The sequence below is a fragment of the Arthrobacter sp. UYCu723 genome, from assembly GCF_054059215.1.
This window is the reverse complement of the sequence record NZ_JBSSBW010000001.1, coordinates 3,892,966-3,911,383: the sequence shown is the minus strand read 5'-3', so window position 1 is coordinate 3,911,383 and position 18,418 is coordinate 3,892,966. Positions and strand designations below refer to the sequence as shown.

Annotated in this window: 13 protein-coding genes; 3 read left to right on the top strand and 10 right to left on the bottom strand. The window is 67.9% G+C overall.

The genetic code is table 11. The features are described from left to right. Positions 1 to 9 precede the first annotated feature (9 nt). From ACVWZ8_RS18220 to ACVWZ8_RS18175, 10 genes are all read right to left on the bottom strand, one after another. On the bottom strand, positions 10 to 1,029 hold the full coding sequence (locus tag ACVWZ8_RS18220; protein ID WP_456505410.1) for a gluconeogenesis factor YvcK family protein: 1,020 nt from the start codon (positions 1,027 to 1,029) through the stop codon (positions 10 to 12). Then, on the bottom strand, positions 1,029 to 1,952 hold the full coding sequence (gene rapZ, locus ACVWZ8_RS18215; protein WP_426977974.1) for an RNase adapter RapZ: 924 nt from the start codon (positions 1,950 to 1,952) through the stop codon (positions 1,029 to 1,031). The genes ACVWZ8_RS18220 and rapZ overlap by 1 nt, the downstream gene beginning before the upstream one ends. Before the next feature lie 126 nt (positions 1,953 to 2,078). After that, positions 2,079 to 4,100 carry an excinuclease ABC subunit UvrC gene (gene uvrC / locus ACVWZ8_RS18210; protein WP_456505409.1) on the bottom strand — a complete coding sequence of 674 codons (2,022 nt, stop codon included), beginning with the start codon at positions 4,098 to 4,100 and terminating at the stop codon, positions 2,079 to 2,081. Positions 4,101 to 4,142: 42 nt separating this feature from the next. Next, positions 4,143 to 4,811 carry a lysophospholipid acyltransferase family protein gene (locus ACVWZ8_RS18205; RefSeq protein WP_426977978.1) on the bottom strand — a complete coding sequence of 223 codons (669 nt, stop codon included), beginning with the start codon at positions 4,809 to 4,811 and terminating at the stop codon, positions 4,143 to 4,145. After that, positions 4,798 to 5,529, bottom strand: coding sequence for an HAD hydrolase-like protein (locus ACVWZ8_RS18200; RefSeq protein WP_456505408.1), 732 nt, complete (start codon positions 5,527 to 5,529; stop codon positions 4,798 to 4,800). The genes ACVWZ8_RS18205 and ACVWZ8_RS18200 overlap by 14 nt, the downstream gene beginning before the upstream one ends. Positions 5,530 to 5,606: 77 nt before the next feature. Beyond that, positions 5,607 to 8,507, bottom strand: a complete 2,901-nt coding sequence (uvrA, locus tag ACVWZ8_RS18195) for an excinuclease ABC subunit UvrA (RefSeq protein WP_426979913.1) — start codon at positions 8,505 to 8,507, stop codon at positions 5,607 to 5,609. Between the two features lie 158 nt (positions 8,508 to 8,665). Next, on the bottom strand, positions 8,666 to 9,058 hold the full coding sequence (locus ACVWZ8_RS18190) for a GntR family transcriptional regulator (RefSeq protein WP_426977982.1): 393 nt from the start codon (positions 9,056 to 9,058) through the stop codon (positions 8,666 to 8,668). Then, entirely contained in the window at positions 9,055 to 10,851 is a 1,797-nt protein-coding gene (locus ACVWZ8_RS18185; protein WP_456505977.1) for an ABC transporter ATP-binding protein, read from the bottom strand. Before ACVWZ8_RS18185 ends, ACVWZ8_RS18190 begins: the two co-directional genes overlap by 4 nt. Positions 10,852 to 11,048: 197 nt before the next feature. After that, the gene (locus ACVWZ8_RS18180) at positions 11,049 to 12,803 is read right to left on the bottom strand and encodes an ABC transporter ATP-binding protein (RefSeq protein ID WP_426979915.1); all 1,755 of its coding nucleotides are present in this window, start codon (positions 12,801 to 12,803) and stop codon (positions 11,049 to 11,051) included. A gap of 164 nt (positions 12,804 to 12,967) precedes the next feature. Next, positions 12,968 to 13,747, bottom strand: a complete 780-nt coding sequence (locus ACVWZ8_RS18175; RefSeq protein WP_456505407.1) for a trans-aconitate 2-methyltransferase — start codon at positions 13,745 to 13,747, stop codon at positions 12,968 to 12,970. Positions 13,748 to 13,895: 148 nt separating this feature from the next. On the opposite strand from ACVWZ8_RS18175, the gene ACVWZ8_RS18170 reads away from it, so the two are divergent. Genes ACVWZ8_RS18170 through ACVWZ8_RS18160 form a run of 3 tightly spaced genes read left to right on the top strand, consistent with a single transcriptional unit; the run spans position 13,896 to position 18,358 of the window. Further along, entirely contained in the window at positions 13,896 to 16,442 is a 2,547-nt protein-coding gene (locus tag ACVWZ8_RS18170; protein ID WP_456505406.1) for a DEAD/DEAH box helicase, read from the top strand. A 13-nt stretch (positions 16,443 to 16,455) separates the two neighbouring features. Beyond that, positions 16,456 to 16,956, top strand: coding sequence for an N-acetyltransferase family protein (locus ACVWZ8_RS18165; RefSeq protein WP_456505405.1), 501 nt, complete (start codon positions 16,456 to 16,458; stop codon positions 16,954 to 16,956). A gap of 46 nt (positions 16,957 to 17,002) precedes the next feature. Next, positions 17,003 to 18,358 (top strand): alpha/beta fold hydrolase, encoded by a 1,356-nt coding sequence (locus tag ACVWZ8_RS18160; protein ID WP_456505976.1) that lies wholly within the window; start codon positions 17,003 to 17,005, stop codon positions 18,356 to 18,358. Positions 18,359 to 18,418 lie beyond the last annotated feature (60 nt).

The window sequence follows — 18,418 nt, the reverse complement described above, 5'->3', positions numbered from 1 at the left end:
GCACCTTTCCTAACTGTTCCCGAAAATGTCGTGGTACGCCGTTGCCAGACGCAGCGGGTCGTGGATCGGCCGGCGGCTCGACGCCCCCACTTTACCCAACACCACCTCGGCACCCAGCATCCCGGCCGCCCGTTCGAACGCGCGGAGGTCCGGGACCGACGCCGGATCGGCCAGGACGACGTCGATCGTGAACTCCGGGGCGTACTGGCGCAGCACGCGCAGGTGGTCGGCGGCGGTCATCCCCAGGGTTTCCTTGGTGTCCGTGGCCAGGTTCATGGTGAGGCAGCGACGGGCCGCGGTGTCGCACAGCGCTTCCCGCATTTCCGGCAGCAGCAGGTGCGGCAGCACCGAGGTGTACCAGGACCCCGGGCCCAGGATCACCCAGTCCGCCAGTTCAATGGCGGTGAGGGCCTCGATGCAGGCCGGGGCGTCCTCGGGCAGCAGGCGGACCCGCTCCAGCGACCCGGCCACAGCGCATTTCGCCTGCCCGGTGAGGGTCTGCAACACCGAGGTGCCGTCCGGCGCTGTGACGCGGACCTGGCCTTCGATGGTGAGCGGCACGCTCGACATCGGCAGGACCTCGCCGCGGGCGCCCAGCAGGGCACCCGCCCACTTGAGGCCGGCCACAGTATCGCCGAGGAGCTCCCAGAGAGTCACGATCAGCAGGTTGCCCATGGCGTGTTCGTCGAGCGAACCGCCGCGGCCCTTGCCCGGCATGAAGCGGTGCTGCATGACGTCACGCCAGGTGCGGCCCCAGTCGGTGTCGTCGCACAGCGCCGACAGTGCCATCCGGAGGTCTCCGGGCGGGAGGACGCCGTACTCCTCGCGCAGCCGCCCCGAGGAGCCGCCGTCGTCCGCCACGGTGACGATGGCGGTCAGTTCGGAAGTGAGCAGGCGCAGGGCGGACAGCGAAGCGGACAGGCCATGGCCGCCGCCGAGGGCCACCACAGAGGGGCCCTTGTCCTGCTGGCTGGCGAAGGCGGCGCTGGCCGGCGGGACGAGCGGCAGGGGCCCGGTGAGCAGCGCCATTATTCGCGGCCCAGGTCCCGGTGCGTCGTGGTCACGGTGACGCGCGGATACTGCGCGAGCCGGCGGGAGAGCTCGACGGCGACCGCGACCGAGCGGTGCTTGCCGCCGGTGCAGCCGATGGCGATCGTTGCGTAGTGCTTGTTCTCGCGCCGGTAGCCGTCCAGGACCGGTTCCAGGGCCAGGACGTAGCGCTCGACGAAGCTGCTGACCCCTTGGGCCTCGAGCACGTAGTCGCTCACGTCCTGATCCAGGCCGGTGTGCGGGCGCAGCGCCGGGACCCAGTGCGGGTTGGGGATGAAGCGGGCATCCGCGACGAAGTTGGCGTCCACGGGAAGGCCGTACTTGAAACCGAAGCTCATGACGTTCAGGCGCAGCGCGACGGGGCCGGTTTCGCTGAACAGCTCCGTGATCGCGGTGGCCAGTCCGTGCACGTTCAGGGCCGAGGTGTCCAGCACGATGTCCGAGGAGGTCCGGAGCTCGTGCAGCAGCTCGCGTTCGGCGGCGATCCCGTCGAGGATCCTGCCGCCGCCCTGCAGCGGGTGCGGCCGCCGGCCCTGTTCGAAACGGCGCACCAGGACGTCGTCGTTCGCGTCGAGGAAGAGTACGCGGAAGGTGACGCCGCTGGCCTCAAGGTTGCGGAGGGCGGCGCGGATGTCCGCGAAGAGATCCTTGCTGCGGACATCCATCACGACGGCGAGCTTGGAAATGGAGCCGGGCGCATGGGAGACGAGTTCGGCCAGGGTGCCGAGCATCTGCGGGGGAAGGTTCTCCACGACGTACCAGCCGTGGTCCTCCAGCGCGTCCGATGCTGTGCTCCGGCCTGCACCCGACATCCCGGTCACCACGAGCAGTTCCGCCTCGACGGGTTTGACCGGCGTCATGCCGTCCGTCTCCGTGCCGGATCCTGCCGTTGACTCTGCCATCTGTGAAGCCCCGTTCTGCTGCGCAGTTCTTTGTTGTCACGTCTGTTGTCACGTCCCTGCGGCGTTCGCTGCAACCGAATGTGCCGTTTCCCAAGTCCTTACCCTAGCTAAGTTTGCCGGGGCTAGCTAAGTTTCGAGGATTTCCCCCGTTGTCATATTGATGGCGGGTACGGTGGCGGCCTCGGACCCGTCCTCCGGGTTGAAGTGCCGCACGATCGCCGCGGCCAGGGACGGCCCGATCCCCTTGGCGACCGTGAGTTCATCCGCCGTCGCCGCCTTGATGCTCTTGACCGAGCCGAACTGCGCCAGCAGCGCCTTGCGCTTGGAGTCGCCGAGGCCGGGCACTCCGTCGAGTGCGGACACGGTCATGGCCTTGCCGCGTTTCTGCCGGTGGAAGGAGATCGCGAAGCGGTGTGCCTCGTCGCGGACGCGCTGCAGCAGGTACAGCCCGGCCGAGGCGCGCGGCAGGATCACGGGGAAGTCGCTGTCCGGCAGCCAGACCTCTTCGAGCCGCTTCGCCAGGCCGACGACGTACACGTCCTCGACCCCAAGTTCGGCCAGCGCTCGGGCCGCCGCGTTGACCTGGGGCTGGCCGCCGTCGACCACCACGAGGTTCGGCGGGTAGGCGAACTTGGTCCGCGGCGCCGGTGTCGTGGTGTCCGCAAGCGCGACCGCCACGGCAGCCTCCAGGGCAGCCTGGTGGCCCGGCTGGTGGCCCGTCATCCGGGCCCCCTCCGCCTGCTCGGCCTTCTCCTGCAGGTAGTGCCGGAACCGCCGGGTCAGCACGTCATGCATGGCAGCCGTGTCGTCATTCGCGGCGGCGCCGGTGACGGAGAACTTCCGGTAGTCGGATTTCTTCGGCAGACCGTCCTCGACCACCACCATGGAACCGACCACATTGGTGCCCTGGACGTGCGAGATGTCGAAGCATTCGATCCGCATCAGCGCCACGGGCAGGTCCAGGGCCTCCTGCAGCTCCTGGAGTGCCTGGGACCTCATGGTCAGGTCGCCGGCGCGCCGGGACTTGTGGAGCTTCAGTGCGTGTTCGGCGTTCTCCCGGACGGTGGACATGAGGGCGGCTTTGTCGCCGCGCTGCGGGACGCGGACGTCCACCCTCGCCCCGCGCAGTCCGCTGAGCCACTCCGCGAGCTGCGCGGCGTTGCTGGGTTCCGCCGGGACCAGGACCTCGCGGGGCAGCCGGCCCTGGCTGCCGGCTTCGTCCCCGTACACCTGCTGGAGGAGATGCTCGACCAGGTCCGGGGTGGTGGAGTCCTCGACCTTTTCCACGACCCAGCCGCGCTGGCCGCGGATCCGGCCGCCGCGGACATGGAACACCTGCACGGCGGCTTCGAGCTCGTCCTCGTGCAGGGCGAAGATGTCGGCGTCCGTGCCCTCCGCCAGCACCACGGCGTTGCGCTCGAAGACCTTCTTGAGTGCCACGATGTCGTCCCGGAGGCGGGCGGCACGCTCGTAGTCCAGTTCGGCGACGGCGGCGGCCATTTCCTTTTCCAGCCTCGCGACGAAGGGTTTGGCTTCGCCGCCCATGAAGGTGCAGAGGTCCTCGGCCAGGGCGCGGTGGTCCTCGGCCGAGATGCGGCCCACACAGGGGGCCGCGCACTTGTCGATGTAGCCGAGCAGGCACGGCCTGCCGCTGGCCTCGGCCCGCTTCAAGACACCGGGGCTGCAGCTGCGGACGGGGAAGACGCGCAGCAGGGTGTCCAGGGTGTCCCGGATGGCCCCGGCGGTGAACGGGCCAAAGTAACGGGTGCCTTTCTTGCGTTCGCCGCGCAGCACCTGGACGCGGGGGTACTTCTCCCCCATGGTGACCGCGAGGTACGGGTAGCTCTTGTCATCCCGGAACATGACGTTGAAACGCGGCGTGAATTCCTTGATCCACGTGTATTCCAGCTGGAGGGATTCGAGCTCGCTCCCGACGACGGTCCATTCGACGCTGCTGGCCGCGTGGACCATCGCATGCGTCTTCGGCAGCAGTCCGGCGGGGTTGGCAAAGTAGGAATTCAGCCGGGAACGGAGGTTCTTGGCTTTGCCGACGTAGATGACCCGGCCGTGCGGGTCGCGGAAGCGGTACACGCCCGGATTGCTCGGGATCTCACCCGTCTGGGGTCGGTAACTCGCTGGATCTGCCACACTTCAAGTCTACTGAGGCACCGGGGGTGCCGGGGACGGCGGCTACTCCGCGACTTTGCTCTGGTTGTAGCTCGTGGAGCGCTCCTGGCCGCTGAGCTCCGCAATCGCGTCCATGATGCGGTCCGTGACCTGGCGGCGTGCCGGCAGCGAATGGTCCGGTCCGGTCTTATCGAAGTAGAGCGGCTCGCCGACCTTCATGGTGAAGTGCTGCGGCTTGACGGATTTGCTGTCCGCCGGCTGCAGGTTCTCGGTGCCGATCAGGCCGACCGGGACCACCGGGGCGCCTGTGGTCAGGGCGAGCCAGCCGACGCCGGTGCGGCCGCGGTACAGGAGGCCGTCACGGGAGCGGGTTCCTTCGGGGTAGATGCCGATGCCCTTGCCCTCGTCCAGGATCGCCAGCAGCGTCTTGAGCGCCTGCACGCTGGCGGCCTGCTCGCCGCGCTCAACCGGGATCGAGCCCACGGCCTCGAAGAAGGACTTCATGACCTTGCCCTTGACACCGCCGGTGGTGAAGTACTCGGCCTTGGCGAAGAACGCCACGGGGCGCGGCATGAGGGCCTGGACAATCACGCTGTCCAGGAACGAGAGGTGGTTCGGCGCCACGATGAACGGGCCCTCCCTGGGCACGTTGTCAAGTCCGATGACCGTGGGCCGGCAGGTCGAGGTGACAAGTCCCCGCGTGGTCCAGCGGATTGCATCAAACATTGCCATCGGTGGGCACCTCGTTCAGGGCTTCAGTCATCAGGGCGGCGGCGCGAACGGAGTCCAGCTTGCTAATGGTGTCATGCAGCGCTGACGTGCTGTGCACAATCTCGACGGCGCCCGCCTCGCGCAGTTCGCCGTCGAGCGCAAAGCCCCAGGCGACGCCGATGCAGTCCAGGCCGTTGGCGGCGGCGCCGGCCACGTCCTGGGCCCGGTCCCCCACCATGACCGCGTAAGGCGTGCGGAGGTCGGCCAGGGCGGCGGCAACGATGCCGGCCTTCCCGGACGGTCCGGTGGCGGCGCCTGCCTCGTCGGCGGCCGAGCCGCGGATGACGTGGAAGAGGGCCGCGATGCCGTGGTGCTCCAGGACGATGCGGGCCAGGTGCTCGGGCTTCTGGGTGGCGACGGCGATCGGCCGCCCGGCGTCGATAAAGGAGTCCAGCAGGGCCCGGATGCCGGGGTAGAGCCGGCTCCGGGCGATCCCGGTGGAAAGGTAGTGTGCCCGGTAGATCCGGATGGCCTCTTCCAGTTGCTCCGGCGGGACGCCCGCGATGTCCACGAGCGAGTGGCTGAGTTTCGGGCCGATCATCGCGTCCAGCCGGGCCTTGCCGGGGACGGCGATTCCGAGTTCCGTGAGGGCCGCCGCGATTCCGTCCGATATCCCCCCGGCGGGATCGACAAGAGTGCCGTCAAGGTCAAAGATCACGGGCACTGTTGAATGGGTCACCGGCCTAGTTTCTCACGAGTGCCGGAATGCCAGAAACTCGCATACCCCGAAGGGAATACATCTATCCCCTGTCGGCCTCAGGCCAGGATGTCGGCGAGGAAGGCCGCCGTGTGGCTCTCTGTCGACTTGGCCACCTGCTCCGGCGTGCCGGAGGCGATGATGCGGCCGCCGCCGGACCCGCCGTCGGGCCCGAGATCCACGATCCAGTCGGCGCTCTTGATGACGTCGAGGTTGTGCTCGATCGTGATGACGGTGTTGCCCTTCTCTACGAGGCCCTGGAGCACCAGGAGGAGCTTCCGGATGTCCTCGAAGTGCAGGCCCGTGGTGGGTTCGTCCAGCACGTAGATGCTGCGCCCGTTGGAGCGCTTCTGCAGTTCCGCCGCGAGCTTCACGCGCTGGGCCTCGCCGCCGGAGAGCGTGGTGGCGGGCTGGCCCAGCCGGACATAGCCGAGCCCGACGTCGACGAGGGTGCTGAGGTGCCGGGCGATCGGCGAGAACGCCGCGAAGAACACGGCGCCTTCCTCGATCGGCATGTTCAGGACATCGGCGATGGTCTTGCCCTTGTAGTGGACTTCCAGGGTTTCCCGGTTGTAGCGGGCCCCGTGGCAGACCTCGCAAGGCACGTAGACGTCCGGCAGGAAGTTCATTTCGATCTTCAGCGTGCCGTCACCGGAGCAGGCCTCGCAGCGGCCGCCCTTGACGTTGAAGGAGAACCGGCCCGGCTGGTAGCCGCGGACCTTGGCCTCGGTGGTCTCGGCGAAGAGTTTGCGGATGTTGTCGAAGACTCCCGTATAGGTCGCCGGGTTGGAGCGTGGCGTGCGGCCGATGGGACTCTGGTCGACGTGCACCACCTTGTCCAGGTGCTCGAGGCCCTGGATGGACTTGTGCCGTCCGGCCACCTGCTTGGCGCCGTTGAGCTTGTTGGCCAGCACCTTGTAGAGGATCTCGTTGACAAGCGTGGACTTGCCGGATCCGCTGACGCCCGTCACCGCGGTGAAGAGGCCCAGCGGGAAGGTTGCATCCACGTTCAGGAGGTTGTTCTCCTTGGCGCCGATAACCTTCAGTTCCCGCTTCTTGTCGTACTTGCGGCGCTTCTTCGGGATCTCGATCCGTCTGCGGCCGGAGAGGTAATCGCCGGTGAGCGATTCCGTGTTTTCCAGCAGTTCCTTGTAGGACCCGGAGTGCACCACCATGCCGCCGTGTTCGCCGGCGCCAGGTCCGATGTCCACCACCCAGTCGGCTTCCTGGATGGTGTCCTCGTCGTGTTCCACCACGATCAGCGTGTTGCCGAGGTCCCGCAGCCGGGTGAGCGTCTCGATGAGGCGGCGGTTGTCCCGCTGGTGCAGCCCGATGGACGGCTCGTCCAGGACGTATAGCACGCCCACGAGGCCGGAACCGATCTGGGTGGCGAGCCGGATGCGCTGGGCCTCGCCGCCGGACAGCGTGCCGGAGGGCCGCTCCAGGTTCAGGTATTCCAGGCCGACGTCGAGGAGGAAGGTCAGCCGGGCCTGGATTTCCTTCAGGACCTGGTGCCCGATCTGGGCTTCGCGGTCCGTCAGCACGAGGTTGTCCAGGAAGTGCGCGCATTCGCGCATCGGCAGCGCTGCGACCTCGGCGATGTTCTTGCGGTTGATCAGCACGGACAGCGACGCCGGGTTCAGCCGGGCGCCGTTGCAGGCCGGGCACGGGATCTGCCGCATGTATTCCTCGTAGCGGTCCCGGGCCGTGTCCGAGTCGGTTTCGAGGTGTTTGCGGTGCACGTACTGGATGACGCCTTCGAAGCCGGTGCTGTACTTGCGTTCCCGGCCGAAGCGGTTGCGGTACTGCACCACGACCTTGTGGTCCTTACCGTGCAGCACGGTCTGGCGGGTGTCCTCGGAGAGCTTGTCCCACGGCGTCTTCATCGAGAAGCCGAGTTCCTGGGCGAGTCCGCCGAGCAGCCGGCCCCAGTATTCCGAGGTCGCCGTCCCGAGCGACCAGGGCGCGATGGCCCCCTCCGCCAGGGAGAGTTCCCCGTTCGGGATGATGAGTTCCTCATCGACTTCCAGCTTTGTGCCGATGCCGCTGCAGGCGGAGCAGGCGCCGAAGGGGTTGTTGAACGAGAAGGAGCGCGGCTCGATCTCGTCAATCGCGAGGGGGTGCTCGTTGGGGCAGGCGAGGTGTTCGGAAAACGCCCTGACCCGCTCCGGGTCGTCCTCGTCGAGGTCGACGAATTCGGCCAGGATTCGGCCCTCGGCCAGCCCGAGCGCGGTTTCCACCGAGTCGGTGAGGCGCTGGCTGATGCCTTCCTTGACCACCAGACGGTCCACCACAACCTCGATGGTGTGCTTGAACTGCTTGCCGAGCTTGGGCGGATCGCTCAGCTGGATCAGCTTGTCGTCGACCCGGGCGCGTGAGTAACCCTTGGCCGTGAGCTCCTTGAACAGCTCGACGAATTCACCCTTGCGGCCGCGGACCACGGGGGCCAGGACCTGGAAGCGGGTGCCCTCCGGCAGTTCCAGCAGCTGGTCCACGATCTGTTGAGGGGTCTGCTTCGTGACAGGCTCCCCGCAGACAGGGCAATACGGGCGGCCCACGCGGGCCCACAGGAGGCGCATGTAGTCGTAAATCTCGGTGATGGTGCCCACGGTGGAGCGGGGGTTCTTGCTGGTGGACTTCTGGTCGATCGACACCGCGGGCGAGAGGCCTTCGATGAAGTCGACGTCGGGCTTGTCCACCTGTCCCAGGAACTGCCGGGCGTAGGCGGAGAGCGACTCGACATAGCGGCGCTGGCCCTCGGCGAAGATCGTGTCGAAGGCGAGGGACGATTTACCGGAGCCGGAGAGCCCGGTGAAGACGATCATGGAGTCCCGCGGCAGGTCGAGGTCCACGTTGCGCAGGTTGTGTTCGCGCGCGCCCTTGACGACGAGCCGGGACATGTCCGGACGCTTCACCTCGGGGCGGGATTCGACCGCGCGGCCCTGTTTTGCGGAGCCCATCGGAACGGAGCCCATCGGAACGGAGGTCTGGGAATCAACGGCTGGATCTTCAGCTACGGCTTTAGGCACGCTACCAATGCTAATCGAAAACTTCTTCGAATATCTATTCCCAGCTGTGTCCCAGGCCGGAGAATCAGCGCCGGTGTGCTAGCGGTGTGCTATTCGCGGTCGTACGCGGCGGCGAGCAGTTGAACGGCTGCGGCAAAGCTGGCGCCCTGGGCCTTCGCAGCGGCGGCGAAGTCGGCGGCGGCGGCGGAGAGCGAGCCCCAGGCCTCGTCGCGGGCGCAGACCACCGTCCCGTTCCGGCCCCGCGTGATCACGACGCCGGCGGCCTCGAGTTCCTTGTAGGCCCGCGCCACGGTGTGGGGGGCTACGCCCAGTTCGGCGGCGAGGCTGCGGACGGCCGGCAGCCGGGTTCCCGGTGCCAGGGTGCCGTTGTCCGCCCGTTCGATGACGTTGAGCCGGAGCTGTTCGAACAGCGGCACCGAGCTGGCCTGGTTGGGTTTCCAGGTGCCGGGGAATCGGTCCGCCACGTTCTCGGTCTGGCTCACTGTTCCGGCTTCCTCAGGCCGCGCCGCTGTTCGCGGCCGGCGAACTGGGCCTGGTAGAGATCCGTGTAAAGCGCGCCCCTGGCCATCAGCTGCTGATGGGTCCCGTGTTCAACGATCCGTCCGTGGTCCATGACGAGAATTAGATCAGCGTCCCGGACTGTGGACAAGCGGTGGGCAATCACGAAGCTGGTCCGGCCGTGACGGAGGCGCTGCATCGCCTGGCGGATTTGCACCTCCGTGCGGCTGTCCACCGAGCTCGTGGCCTCGTCCAGGACCAGGATGCTGCGGCCTGCCAGTTGCGCCCTCGCGATCGAGACAAGCTGGCGCTGCCCCCTGCTGAGCGAGTCGCCGTCGTCGCCGAGCACGGTGGCGTAGCCGTCCGGCAGCGAGCGGACGAACTGGTCCACGTGGCTGGCCTGCGCCGCGGCGACGATGTCGTCCTCGCTGGCGCCGGGCCTGCCGTATTCGATGTTCTCCCGGATGCTGCCCGTGAACAGCCAGGCGTCCTGCAGCAGGGTGCCGAAGGCGGAGCGCAGCTCGTCCCGGGGCATCGCCGCGATGTCCATGCCGTCGACGGTGATCCGGCCGGAGTCCAGTTCGTAGAACCGCATCAGGAGGTTCACCACGGTGGTTTTGCCGGCGCCGGTGTGGCCCACGATCGCCACCGTCTGCCCCGGCTCCACGGCAAAGGACAGATCCTGGACCACGGGGGATCCGGGGCTGTAGCTGAAGCTGACGTGTTCGAAGGCGATGCGGCCTTCGGCCACTGGCGTCGTCCCGCCGGCCGGTGATTTCCCCGCCCCGGCCTTGGCCGGCGACTTCCCCGCCCTGGCCGCCTTCGCCGGAACCCCCGCCCTGGCCGCCTGGTCGGGGGAAATCTCCGGGGCGTCCAGCAGGGCAAAGACCCGCTCAGCCGAAGCCAGGCAGGACTGCATGAGGGTCAGCATCCCGCCGATCTGGCCCATCGGCTGGCTGAAGAGGCGGCTGAACTGGATGAAGGCCTGGATGCCGCCGATCGTCATGGCGCCCGCCGTGACCTGGAGGGCCCCCACCACGGCGACGGCGACGTAGTTGAGGTTCGAAACGAAGACCATCAGCGGCTGCACCACGCCAGACACGTACTGGGCGCGGGCACTGGCACGGCTGAGTTTCCCGTTGCTCTCCCTGAAGCTGGCCGCCGAGGCTTCCTGCCGGCCGAAGGCCTTGATCACCTCGTGCCCGGTGAAAAACTCCTCCAGCTGTGCGTGCAGCTCGCCGGTGCTCCCCCACTGCTCGGTGAAGTAGGCCTGCGACTTCCGGGCTACCAGGACGGTGATCAGGGCCGAAACGGGCACGGACACCAGCGCGATCACCGCCAGGACCGGCGAGATCCACAGCATCATGGCCAGTGCCCCGGAGAGCATCAGCAGGGACATGATCAACTGGTTCAGCAGTTGGTTCAGGGCCTGCGAGATGTTGTCGACGTCGTTGGTGGCGCGGCTCAGGACTTCACCCCGGTGCTGTTCGTCGAAGTGGCCGGACGGCAGCACGTGCAGTTTCTCCTCGACGGAGGAGCGGAGATCAAAGCCCAGACGCTGGACGGCCGTGGCGGCCAGGGCGCCCTGGATCCAGCTGAAGACCGAGGCACCCAGGTACATGAGGGAGACAGCCGTGAGCAGCGCCGCCAGCTTCCCCACGTTGAAGGTGCCCCGCAAGACGCCGTCAACCACGACGTCGGTGGCGTCCCCCAGTGCCTTGGGGGCCGCCACATTGAGGATCACGAAGGCGCAGGTGGCCGCGATGACGCCGGTCATCCGCCACTTCGACGGCCGGAGCAATCCGAGCAGCCGGCCAATGGCCCGGCGGCCGGACAGGGTGGCCCCGGGTGCCGCCGTCGGGCCGGCCGGCCGGGCGCCGCCGTCCGTGGAGGCCGGGGAATCCTTCGGGGATACGGGGGCATCGCAGGCCTCGGCCTTGTCTTCGTCCTCGTCTTCGAGGCCAGGTTTGCGGCTCACGGAGTCTCCTCCAGCACAAGCTGCGAGGCTGCGATCTCCTGGTAGCTCGGTGAGGCGTCCATCAGTTCCTGGTGGGTGCCCTGCGCCACGATCCGGCCGTCTTCCAGCACCAGGATCAGCCCGGCGTCCACGATCGTGGCCACCCGCTCGGCCACGATCAGCACCGTTGCAGAGCGCAGCAGCGGTTTCATGGCCTCCCGCAGCCGGTAATCGGTGCCATAGTCCAGGGCCGAGAAGCTGTCGTCGAAGAGGTAGACGGGGGCACGCCGGAGCAGTGCGCGGGCAATGCAGAGCCGCTGCCGCTGGCCGCCGGAGAAGTTCGTGCCGCCCTGGCTCACCGGGGACTGCAGTCCGTGCGGCAGCTGGCGGACGAAGCCCGCGGCCTGGGCCGTTGTGAGCACCGCCCAGAGTTCCTCATCGGTGGCCGCGGGGGACCCCATCCTCAGATTGTCTGCGAGCGTCCCGGAAAACAGGTAGGAGTGTTGTGGCACCAGGGCGATGAGACCGCGGAGCACGTCCAGCGGCAGGGAACGGACCGCGTGGCCCCCGATCGTGATGTTCCCGGCAGTGGTGTTCAGGAAGCGCGGCAGCAGGTTCAGCAGCGTGCTCTTGCCGCTGCCGGTGGCGCCGATGATGGCCGTCGTGGTGCCGGGCGTTGCCTTGAAGCTGATGCCGGCGAGGACCGGCGCTTCGGCGCCCGGGTAGGCGAACTCGACGTCGCGGAACTCCACGGTGTTGTCCGCCGGGCCGTGGCCGTCCGCAGCGGAACCGTCCACCGCACCTGAACCGTCCGCCACACCGGGCCCGTCCGCGATGGCCGGAACCGTATCCAGAACCGCCTGGATCCGTTCCGCGCAGGCAGCCGCGCGCGGAGCCGTCATGAAGACGTACATGGCCATCATGATGGCGATCAGGATCTGCAGGATGTAGGCGATGAACGCCGTCAGTGCTCCCAGCCGCATCTCGCCGGCGTGGATCCGGTGCCCGCCGAACCAGACGACGCCGACGGAGGACAGATTGACCACGAGCATGATCATCGGCATCATCCCGGCGACGAGCAGTGCTGAGCGCAGGTTGTTCCGGGTGAGGTCCTTGTTCGCGCCGTTGAACCGCCGGATCTCGTGACCCTGCCGGACGAAGCCACGGATCACGTTGGCGCCGATGATCTGCTCACGCAGTACCCGGCTGATCCGGTCGATCAGCCCCTGGCCCTCCCGGTACAGCGGAACGAGGCGCCGCACGATCATGGCCATGATGACGGCGAGCAGCGGCACCACGGCGATAACGATGCCTGACAGGGCCAGGTCCTGGTGGACGGCCAGGGCAATCCCGCCGAGGAAGATGGCGGGGGCGGCGACCAGCATGGTGAACACCAGGACGGCCAGGTTCTGGATCTGGGCCACGTCGTTGGTGGCCCGCGTGACCAGGCTGGCGGCGCCGAACGCGGCCACCTCCTGGGAGGACAAGGACTGGACCTTGGCGAAGAGCTCTTCGCGCAGCTGCCGGCCCACGTCCATGGCCACGACGGCGCCCAGGTAGCCGGCGATGATCGCCGCCACGACCTGGACTGCGGCGATCACGGCCATCCAGACACCGAGGTCCAGGATTTCCGCCGTATTGCCGCCGACAATCCCGTCGTCGATGATGGCGGCGTTGAGGGTGGGCAGAAGCAGGTTGGCGGTGGACTGCACCAGTTGGAGGAGAACGATGGCCAGCACGGTCACCTTATGGGCGGACAGCAGGCGCCCCATCAGGCCAATTAGCACCGAACCTCCATCCCTGGATCAGGGCCCCGATCCAGAATCAGTGTGGCGGCCGCCCCGAGCCGCTTCGTCATTGTAGGCCCGGCCGCAGAGTGCTCTTTTGTCTACTCTTCCGGGTCCGGAGACGGGGGTCCGGAAGCCCCCGGCGCCGCTCATTCCCGTTTGCGGGCCACGGCAAATATCCGGCGGAACGGGAAGACCGTCCCGTGCGCGCCGGACGGGTACGCCTCAGCCAGCCGTGCGGAATATTCGCTCTCAAATTCGCCGGCCTCCTCGGCGGACAGTGCGGCCAGCACAGGCCGGAGCCCGGTGCCCCGGACCCACTCCAGCACCGGGTTTTTGCCCGGGAGCAGCTGCAGGTACGTGGTTTCCCAGGCATCGGCGTCGCAGCCGGCGTCGAGCATGATGTCGAGGTATTCGGCGGCGTCGCCGACGACGTCGTCATGGCGGAGCACACCGCTGAGCCGGCCGGCCCAGGCCCCGGACTCCGCCAGTCCACGCATCAGGGTGTGGGAGGGCGAGTTGAAGTTTCCGGGCACCTGCAGGGCGAACCACGCCCCGGGCCTGAGGGCTGCGAGCCAGCGCGGCAGCAGCTCGCGGTGGCCGGGAACCCACTGCAGGGCAGCGTTGGTGACCACAACGTCCGTCTGTTCAGAGGGCATCCAGGCGGCGATGTCGGCCAGGCCGAAGGAGAGATTGGCGAACTTGTCCGCGTAGGCCTCTGCTTTCGCCAGCATCTCCTCGGAGGAATCCAGGCCCACCACCCTGGCGCCGGGCCAGCGCTCCGCGAGCGTGGCGGTGAGGTTCCCGGGGCCGCAGCCGAGGTCCACCACCAGCTGGGGATCGTCCGCGTGGATCCGGGACGTCAGGTCAAAGTAGGGCCTGTCACGGTAGTCCCCGAACTGCACGTACTTGACGGGATCCCATTTCATTATTTCCTCCAGTCACCGGCACGGATGCGACTTCCGAAGCGTAACCCCGGCCGGGGGCGGGACCAAGGAGGCGCGCGCCCTGCCGGCCGGCTGCCGAGCCCTCCGGCAGGTCCCCCCTTCAGGGTCCGGCCCACTAAGCTGGGGAGTAATGAAACTTGTTGATCAGCTCCCCGCCCCGGCCGCCCGAGTCCCAGGCAGGACCGGACTGGATCCGGACGAGCTGTACACGCGGTTCGTCGAGTGGACCGAAAGCCGCGGACTGGCCCTGTACACCGCCCAGGACGAGGCCATCATGGAACTGGCCGCCGGCTCCAACGTGATCCTGGCGACCCCCACGGGTTCCGGAAAGTCCCTCGTTGCCATCGCCGCGCATTTCCAGGCCGTGGCCCGGGGGCAGCGCAGCTATTACACCGCCCCGATCAAGGCCCTCGTGTCCGAGAAGTTCTTTGCCTTGTGCGAGATCTTCGGCGCGGAAAACGTGGGCATGATCACCGGCGACTCGGGCGTGAACCAGGACGCCCCGATTATCTGCTGCACCGCCGAGATCCTGGCCAACACGGCTTTGCGGGAAGGTGCTGCCGCGGACCTGGGCTCCGTCGTCATGGACGAGTTCCACTTCTACTCCGACCCGCAGCGCGGCTGGGCGTGGCAGGTTCCTCTGCTGGAACTCCCCCAGGCCCAGTTCCTGCTGATGTCCGCGACCCTCGGCGACGTCAGCCGGTTCGAGGAGGGCATCAGCGAACTGACCGGGCGTCCGACGACGACTGTCAGTTCCGTCGAACGCCCCATCCCGCTGCACTACTACTACGAGCAGACGCCCGTCCACGAGACCCTCGAAGAGCTCCTCGCCACCAAGCAGGTGCCCGTCTACGTGGTGCACTTCAGCCAGGTGGAGGCCATCGACCGGGCGCAGAACCTGATGAGCATCAACGTCTGCACCCGCGAGGAGAAGGACAGGATCGCTGAGCTGATCGCCGGCTTCCGCTTCGCCGCCGGCTTCGGCAGGACCCTGAACCGGCTGGTCCGCCACGGTATCGGCGTCCACCACGCCGGGATGCTGCCGAAGTACCGCCGGCTCGTGGAACAGCTGGCCCAGGCCGGGCTGCTCAAGGTCATCTGCGGCACAGACACCCTCGGCGTCGGCATCAACGTGCCGATCCGCACGGTGCTGCTGACCGCCCTGAGCAAGTACGACGGCGTCCGCACCCGGCTGCTGAACTCCCGCGAGTTCCACCAGATCGCCGGCCGGGCCGGACGGGCCGGCTACGACACGGCCGGGACCGTCGTCGTGCAGGCCCCCGAGCACGTCACCGAAAACGTCAAGGCGATGGCGAAAGCCACGGCAAAGTTCGGCGACGACCAGAAGAAGCTGCGCCAGGTGGTCAAGAAGAAGCCGCCCGAGGGTTTTGTGTCCTGGGGCGAGCCCACCTACAAACGCCTCGTGGAGTCCGTCCCGGACCCGCTCACGTCCAGCTTCACCGTGACCCATGCGATGCTGATGAACCTGATGGAACGGCCGGGGGACCCGTTCAAGGCCGCCCGCCGGCTGCTCACCGAGAACCACGAGCCGCGCTCCTCCCAGCTGCAGCTCATGAAGAAGGCCCTCGGCATCTACCGCGAGCTGCTGGCAGCCGGCGTCGTGGAGCGGATCCCGCCCGAGGAGCAGGGACGGGACGGCCGCACCGTCCGGCTGACGGTCCATCTCCAGGCCAACTTCGCCCTGAACCAGCCGTTGTCCCCCTTCGCCCTCGCGGCGCTGGACCTGCTGGACCCGGAGTCGCCGTCGTACGCCCTGGATGTGGTGTCCGTGATCGAATCCACCCTGGAGAAGCCGCGGCAGATCCTCTCTGCCCAGCAGAAGAAGGCCCGCGGCGAGGCGATCGCGGCGATGAAGGCCGACGGCATCGACTACGACCAGCGCATGGCCATGCTCGAGGACGTCACGTACCCGCAGCCGCTGGCTGAAATCCTCGGCGAGGCGTTCGACGTCTACCGCAAGGCCGCCCCGTGGATCGGCGACTTCGAGCTCGCGCCCAAGTCAATCGTCCGGGACATGTACGAACGGGCCATGAACTTCGGCGAGTTCGTCCAGTTCTACGGCCTGGCCCGTTCCGAAGGCATCGTGCTGCGCTACCTCGCCGACGGCTTCAAGGCGCTGCGCCAGACCGTCCCGCAGGACGCCCTGCGCGAGGACCTCGAGGACCTCATCGCCTGGCTCGGCGAACTGGTCCGCCAGGTGGACTCGAGCCTGCTCGACGAATGGGAGGAGCTCACCTCCGGCAAGGCGCCGACGCCGCACGACGCTCCGCCGCCCCCGCCGCCCTCGCTGACGTCCAACGTCCGGGCCTTCCGGGTGATGGTGCGCAATGAGATGTTCCGCCGCGTGGAACTGTTCGCGGATGAGGCGGCCACCGCCCTCGGCGAGCTCGACGGCGGATCCGGCTGGGACGCCGAACGCTGGGAAGACGCCCTGGACGACTACTTCGACGAACACGACGACATCGGCACCGGCCCCGACGCCCGGGGCCCCGGGCTGCTGATCATCACCGAGGAACCCGGCACGTGGAAGGTCCGGCAGATCTTCGAGGACCCGGCCGGCAACCACGACTGGGGCATATCGGCCGAGGTGGACCTCGCGGCCTCCGACGAGACCGGCACCGCCGTCGTGCGGGTGACCAACGCCAACCGGCTGTAGGTAAACTCGAATAATGAGTGTAATCCGGCCCGCGACCGCGAACGATGTCCCCGCAATCCTGCAGATGATCCATGATCTGGCCATCTACGAAAAGGAACCCGATGCCGTCCGGAACACCCAGGAGATGCTCGCCGACGTGCTGTTCGGCGCAAACCCGCGGGTCTTCGCCACGATGGCCGAGAACGAATCCGGCTGCGTCCAGGGCTTCGCGCTCTGGTTCCTGAACTACTCCACCTGGGAAGGCGTCCACGGGATCTACCTCGAGGACCTGTACGTCATGCCCGAGGCCCGGGGTGCCGGCCACGGCAAGGCGCTCCTGCAGCACCTGGCCGCGACCGCCGTCGAACGCGGTTACGCGCGCGTCGAGTGGAGTGTCCTGGACTGGAACGAGCCTTCCATTGACTTCTACAAGAACCTCGGCGCCGCCCCGATGGAGGAATGGTCCACTTTCCGGCTCACCGGCGACGCGCTCGAAGCCTTCGGCACCGCACGCCAGGCCCACATCCGTGGCTGACCGCCCCCTGGCTGACCTGCCGGCGGCAGGCCAGGCCGCAGCCGATCTGCTCGAGGCAGCTGCGGAAGCCGGGGGCACCGTCCCCCACACCGTCAAGGCACGGCACGAGTACCGCGGCCTGCGCACCGCGGAACACTTTTTCGAGGTGCCCCTGGACCATTTCCGCGGCGACGGGACGGGACAGAGCCGCGGCGAGACGATTACCGTGTTCGCCCGCGAGTACGTCTCGGCAGAGCACAGTGCGGAAACGGCGGCAGAGCTGCCCTGGCTGCTGTACCTGCAGGGGGGTCCCGGCGGGCGCGGCAACCGTCTCCCGTCCCTCGGCGGCTGGAGCAAGGCGGCTGCCAAGGATTTCCGCATCCTCATGCTGGACCAGCGCGGCACCGGGCTGTCCTCCGCCGTCGACCGCAACACGCTGCCGCTGCGCGGCAGCGACGCGGACCAGGCGGAGTACCTGTCGCACTTCCGGGCGGACTCCATCGTCGCCGACGCCGAGGCCATCCGGCACGCCCTGGGCTCGGATCCCTGGACCATCTACGGCCAGAGCTACGGCGGCTTCTGTGCGCTCAGTTACCTCTCCTTCGCCCCCGAGGGCCTGCGCGAAGCCCTCATTACGGGCGGGCTGGCTCCGCTGGCGGGCCCCGCGGACCGGGTGTACCGGGCCACGTTCCAGCGCGTCGCCGCCCGGAACACCGAATACTTCAGCTGGTACCCCGGCGACCGGAACACGGTCAACAGGATCGCCAAGCATTTGAGGGACACCGAGGAATTCCTGCCCGACGGCGAACGGCTGACGGTGGAGCGCTTCCAGATGGTGGGCTCGTTCCTGGGCGGGAACACCCGCGTGGACGCCCTGCACCACCTGCTGGAGGACGCCTTTGTCAGCACAGCCGACGGCGGCCGGCTCTCCGATCCTTTCCTCGAACAGGTCCGCAGCCTCGTGTCCCGGTCCGTCAACCCGCTGTACGCCCTGATGCACGAGTCCATCTACGGGCAGGGCGAGGCCACCGGCTGGGCTGCCTGGCGCGTCCTCCAGGAGTTTCCGGGGTTCCGCCCGGACGTCCCGGAGCCGCTGCTGACCGGGGAGATGGTCTACCCCTGGTACTTCGAGCAGGATCCGGCCCTCCGCCCGCTGCGGAACGTGGCGCAGCTGCTGGCGGAGAAGGCCGACTGGGCGCCGCTCTACGATCCGGACCGGCTGGCCCTCAACAGCGTTCCCGTGGCCGCCGCCGTCTACCGCGACGACATCTACGTGGACCGGGAACTGTCACTAGAGACCGCGGCCGCGGTCCGCGGCCTGCAGGTCTGGGAGTCCGCGGACTTCCACCACGACGGCATCGCGGACGACGGCGAAGGGATCTTCGCCCGGCTGCTGGGCATGACCCGCTCCGTCCGGGACTGACCCGGCCGCACGGGTATGGCCGCTGCCCGGCCGGGGTTTCAGCTGGCCACGTCACTAACC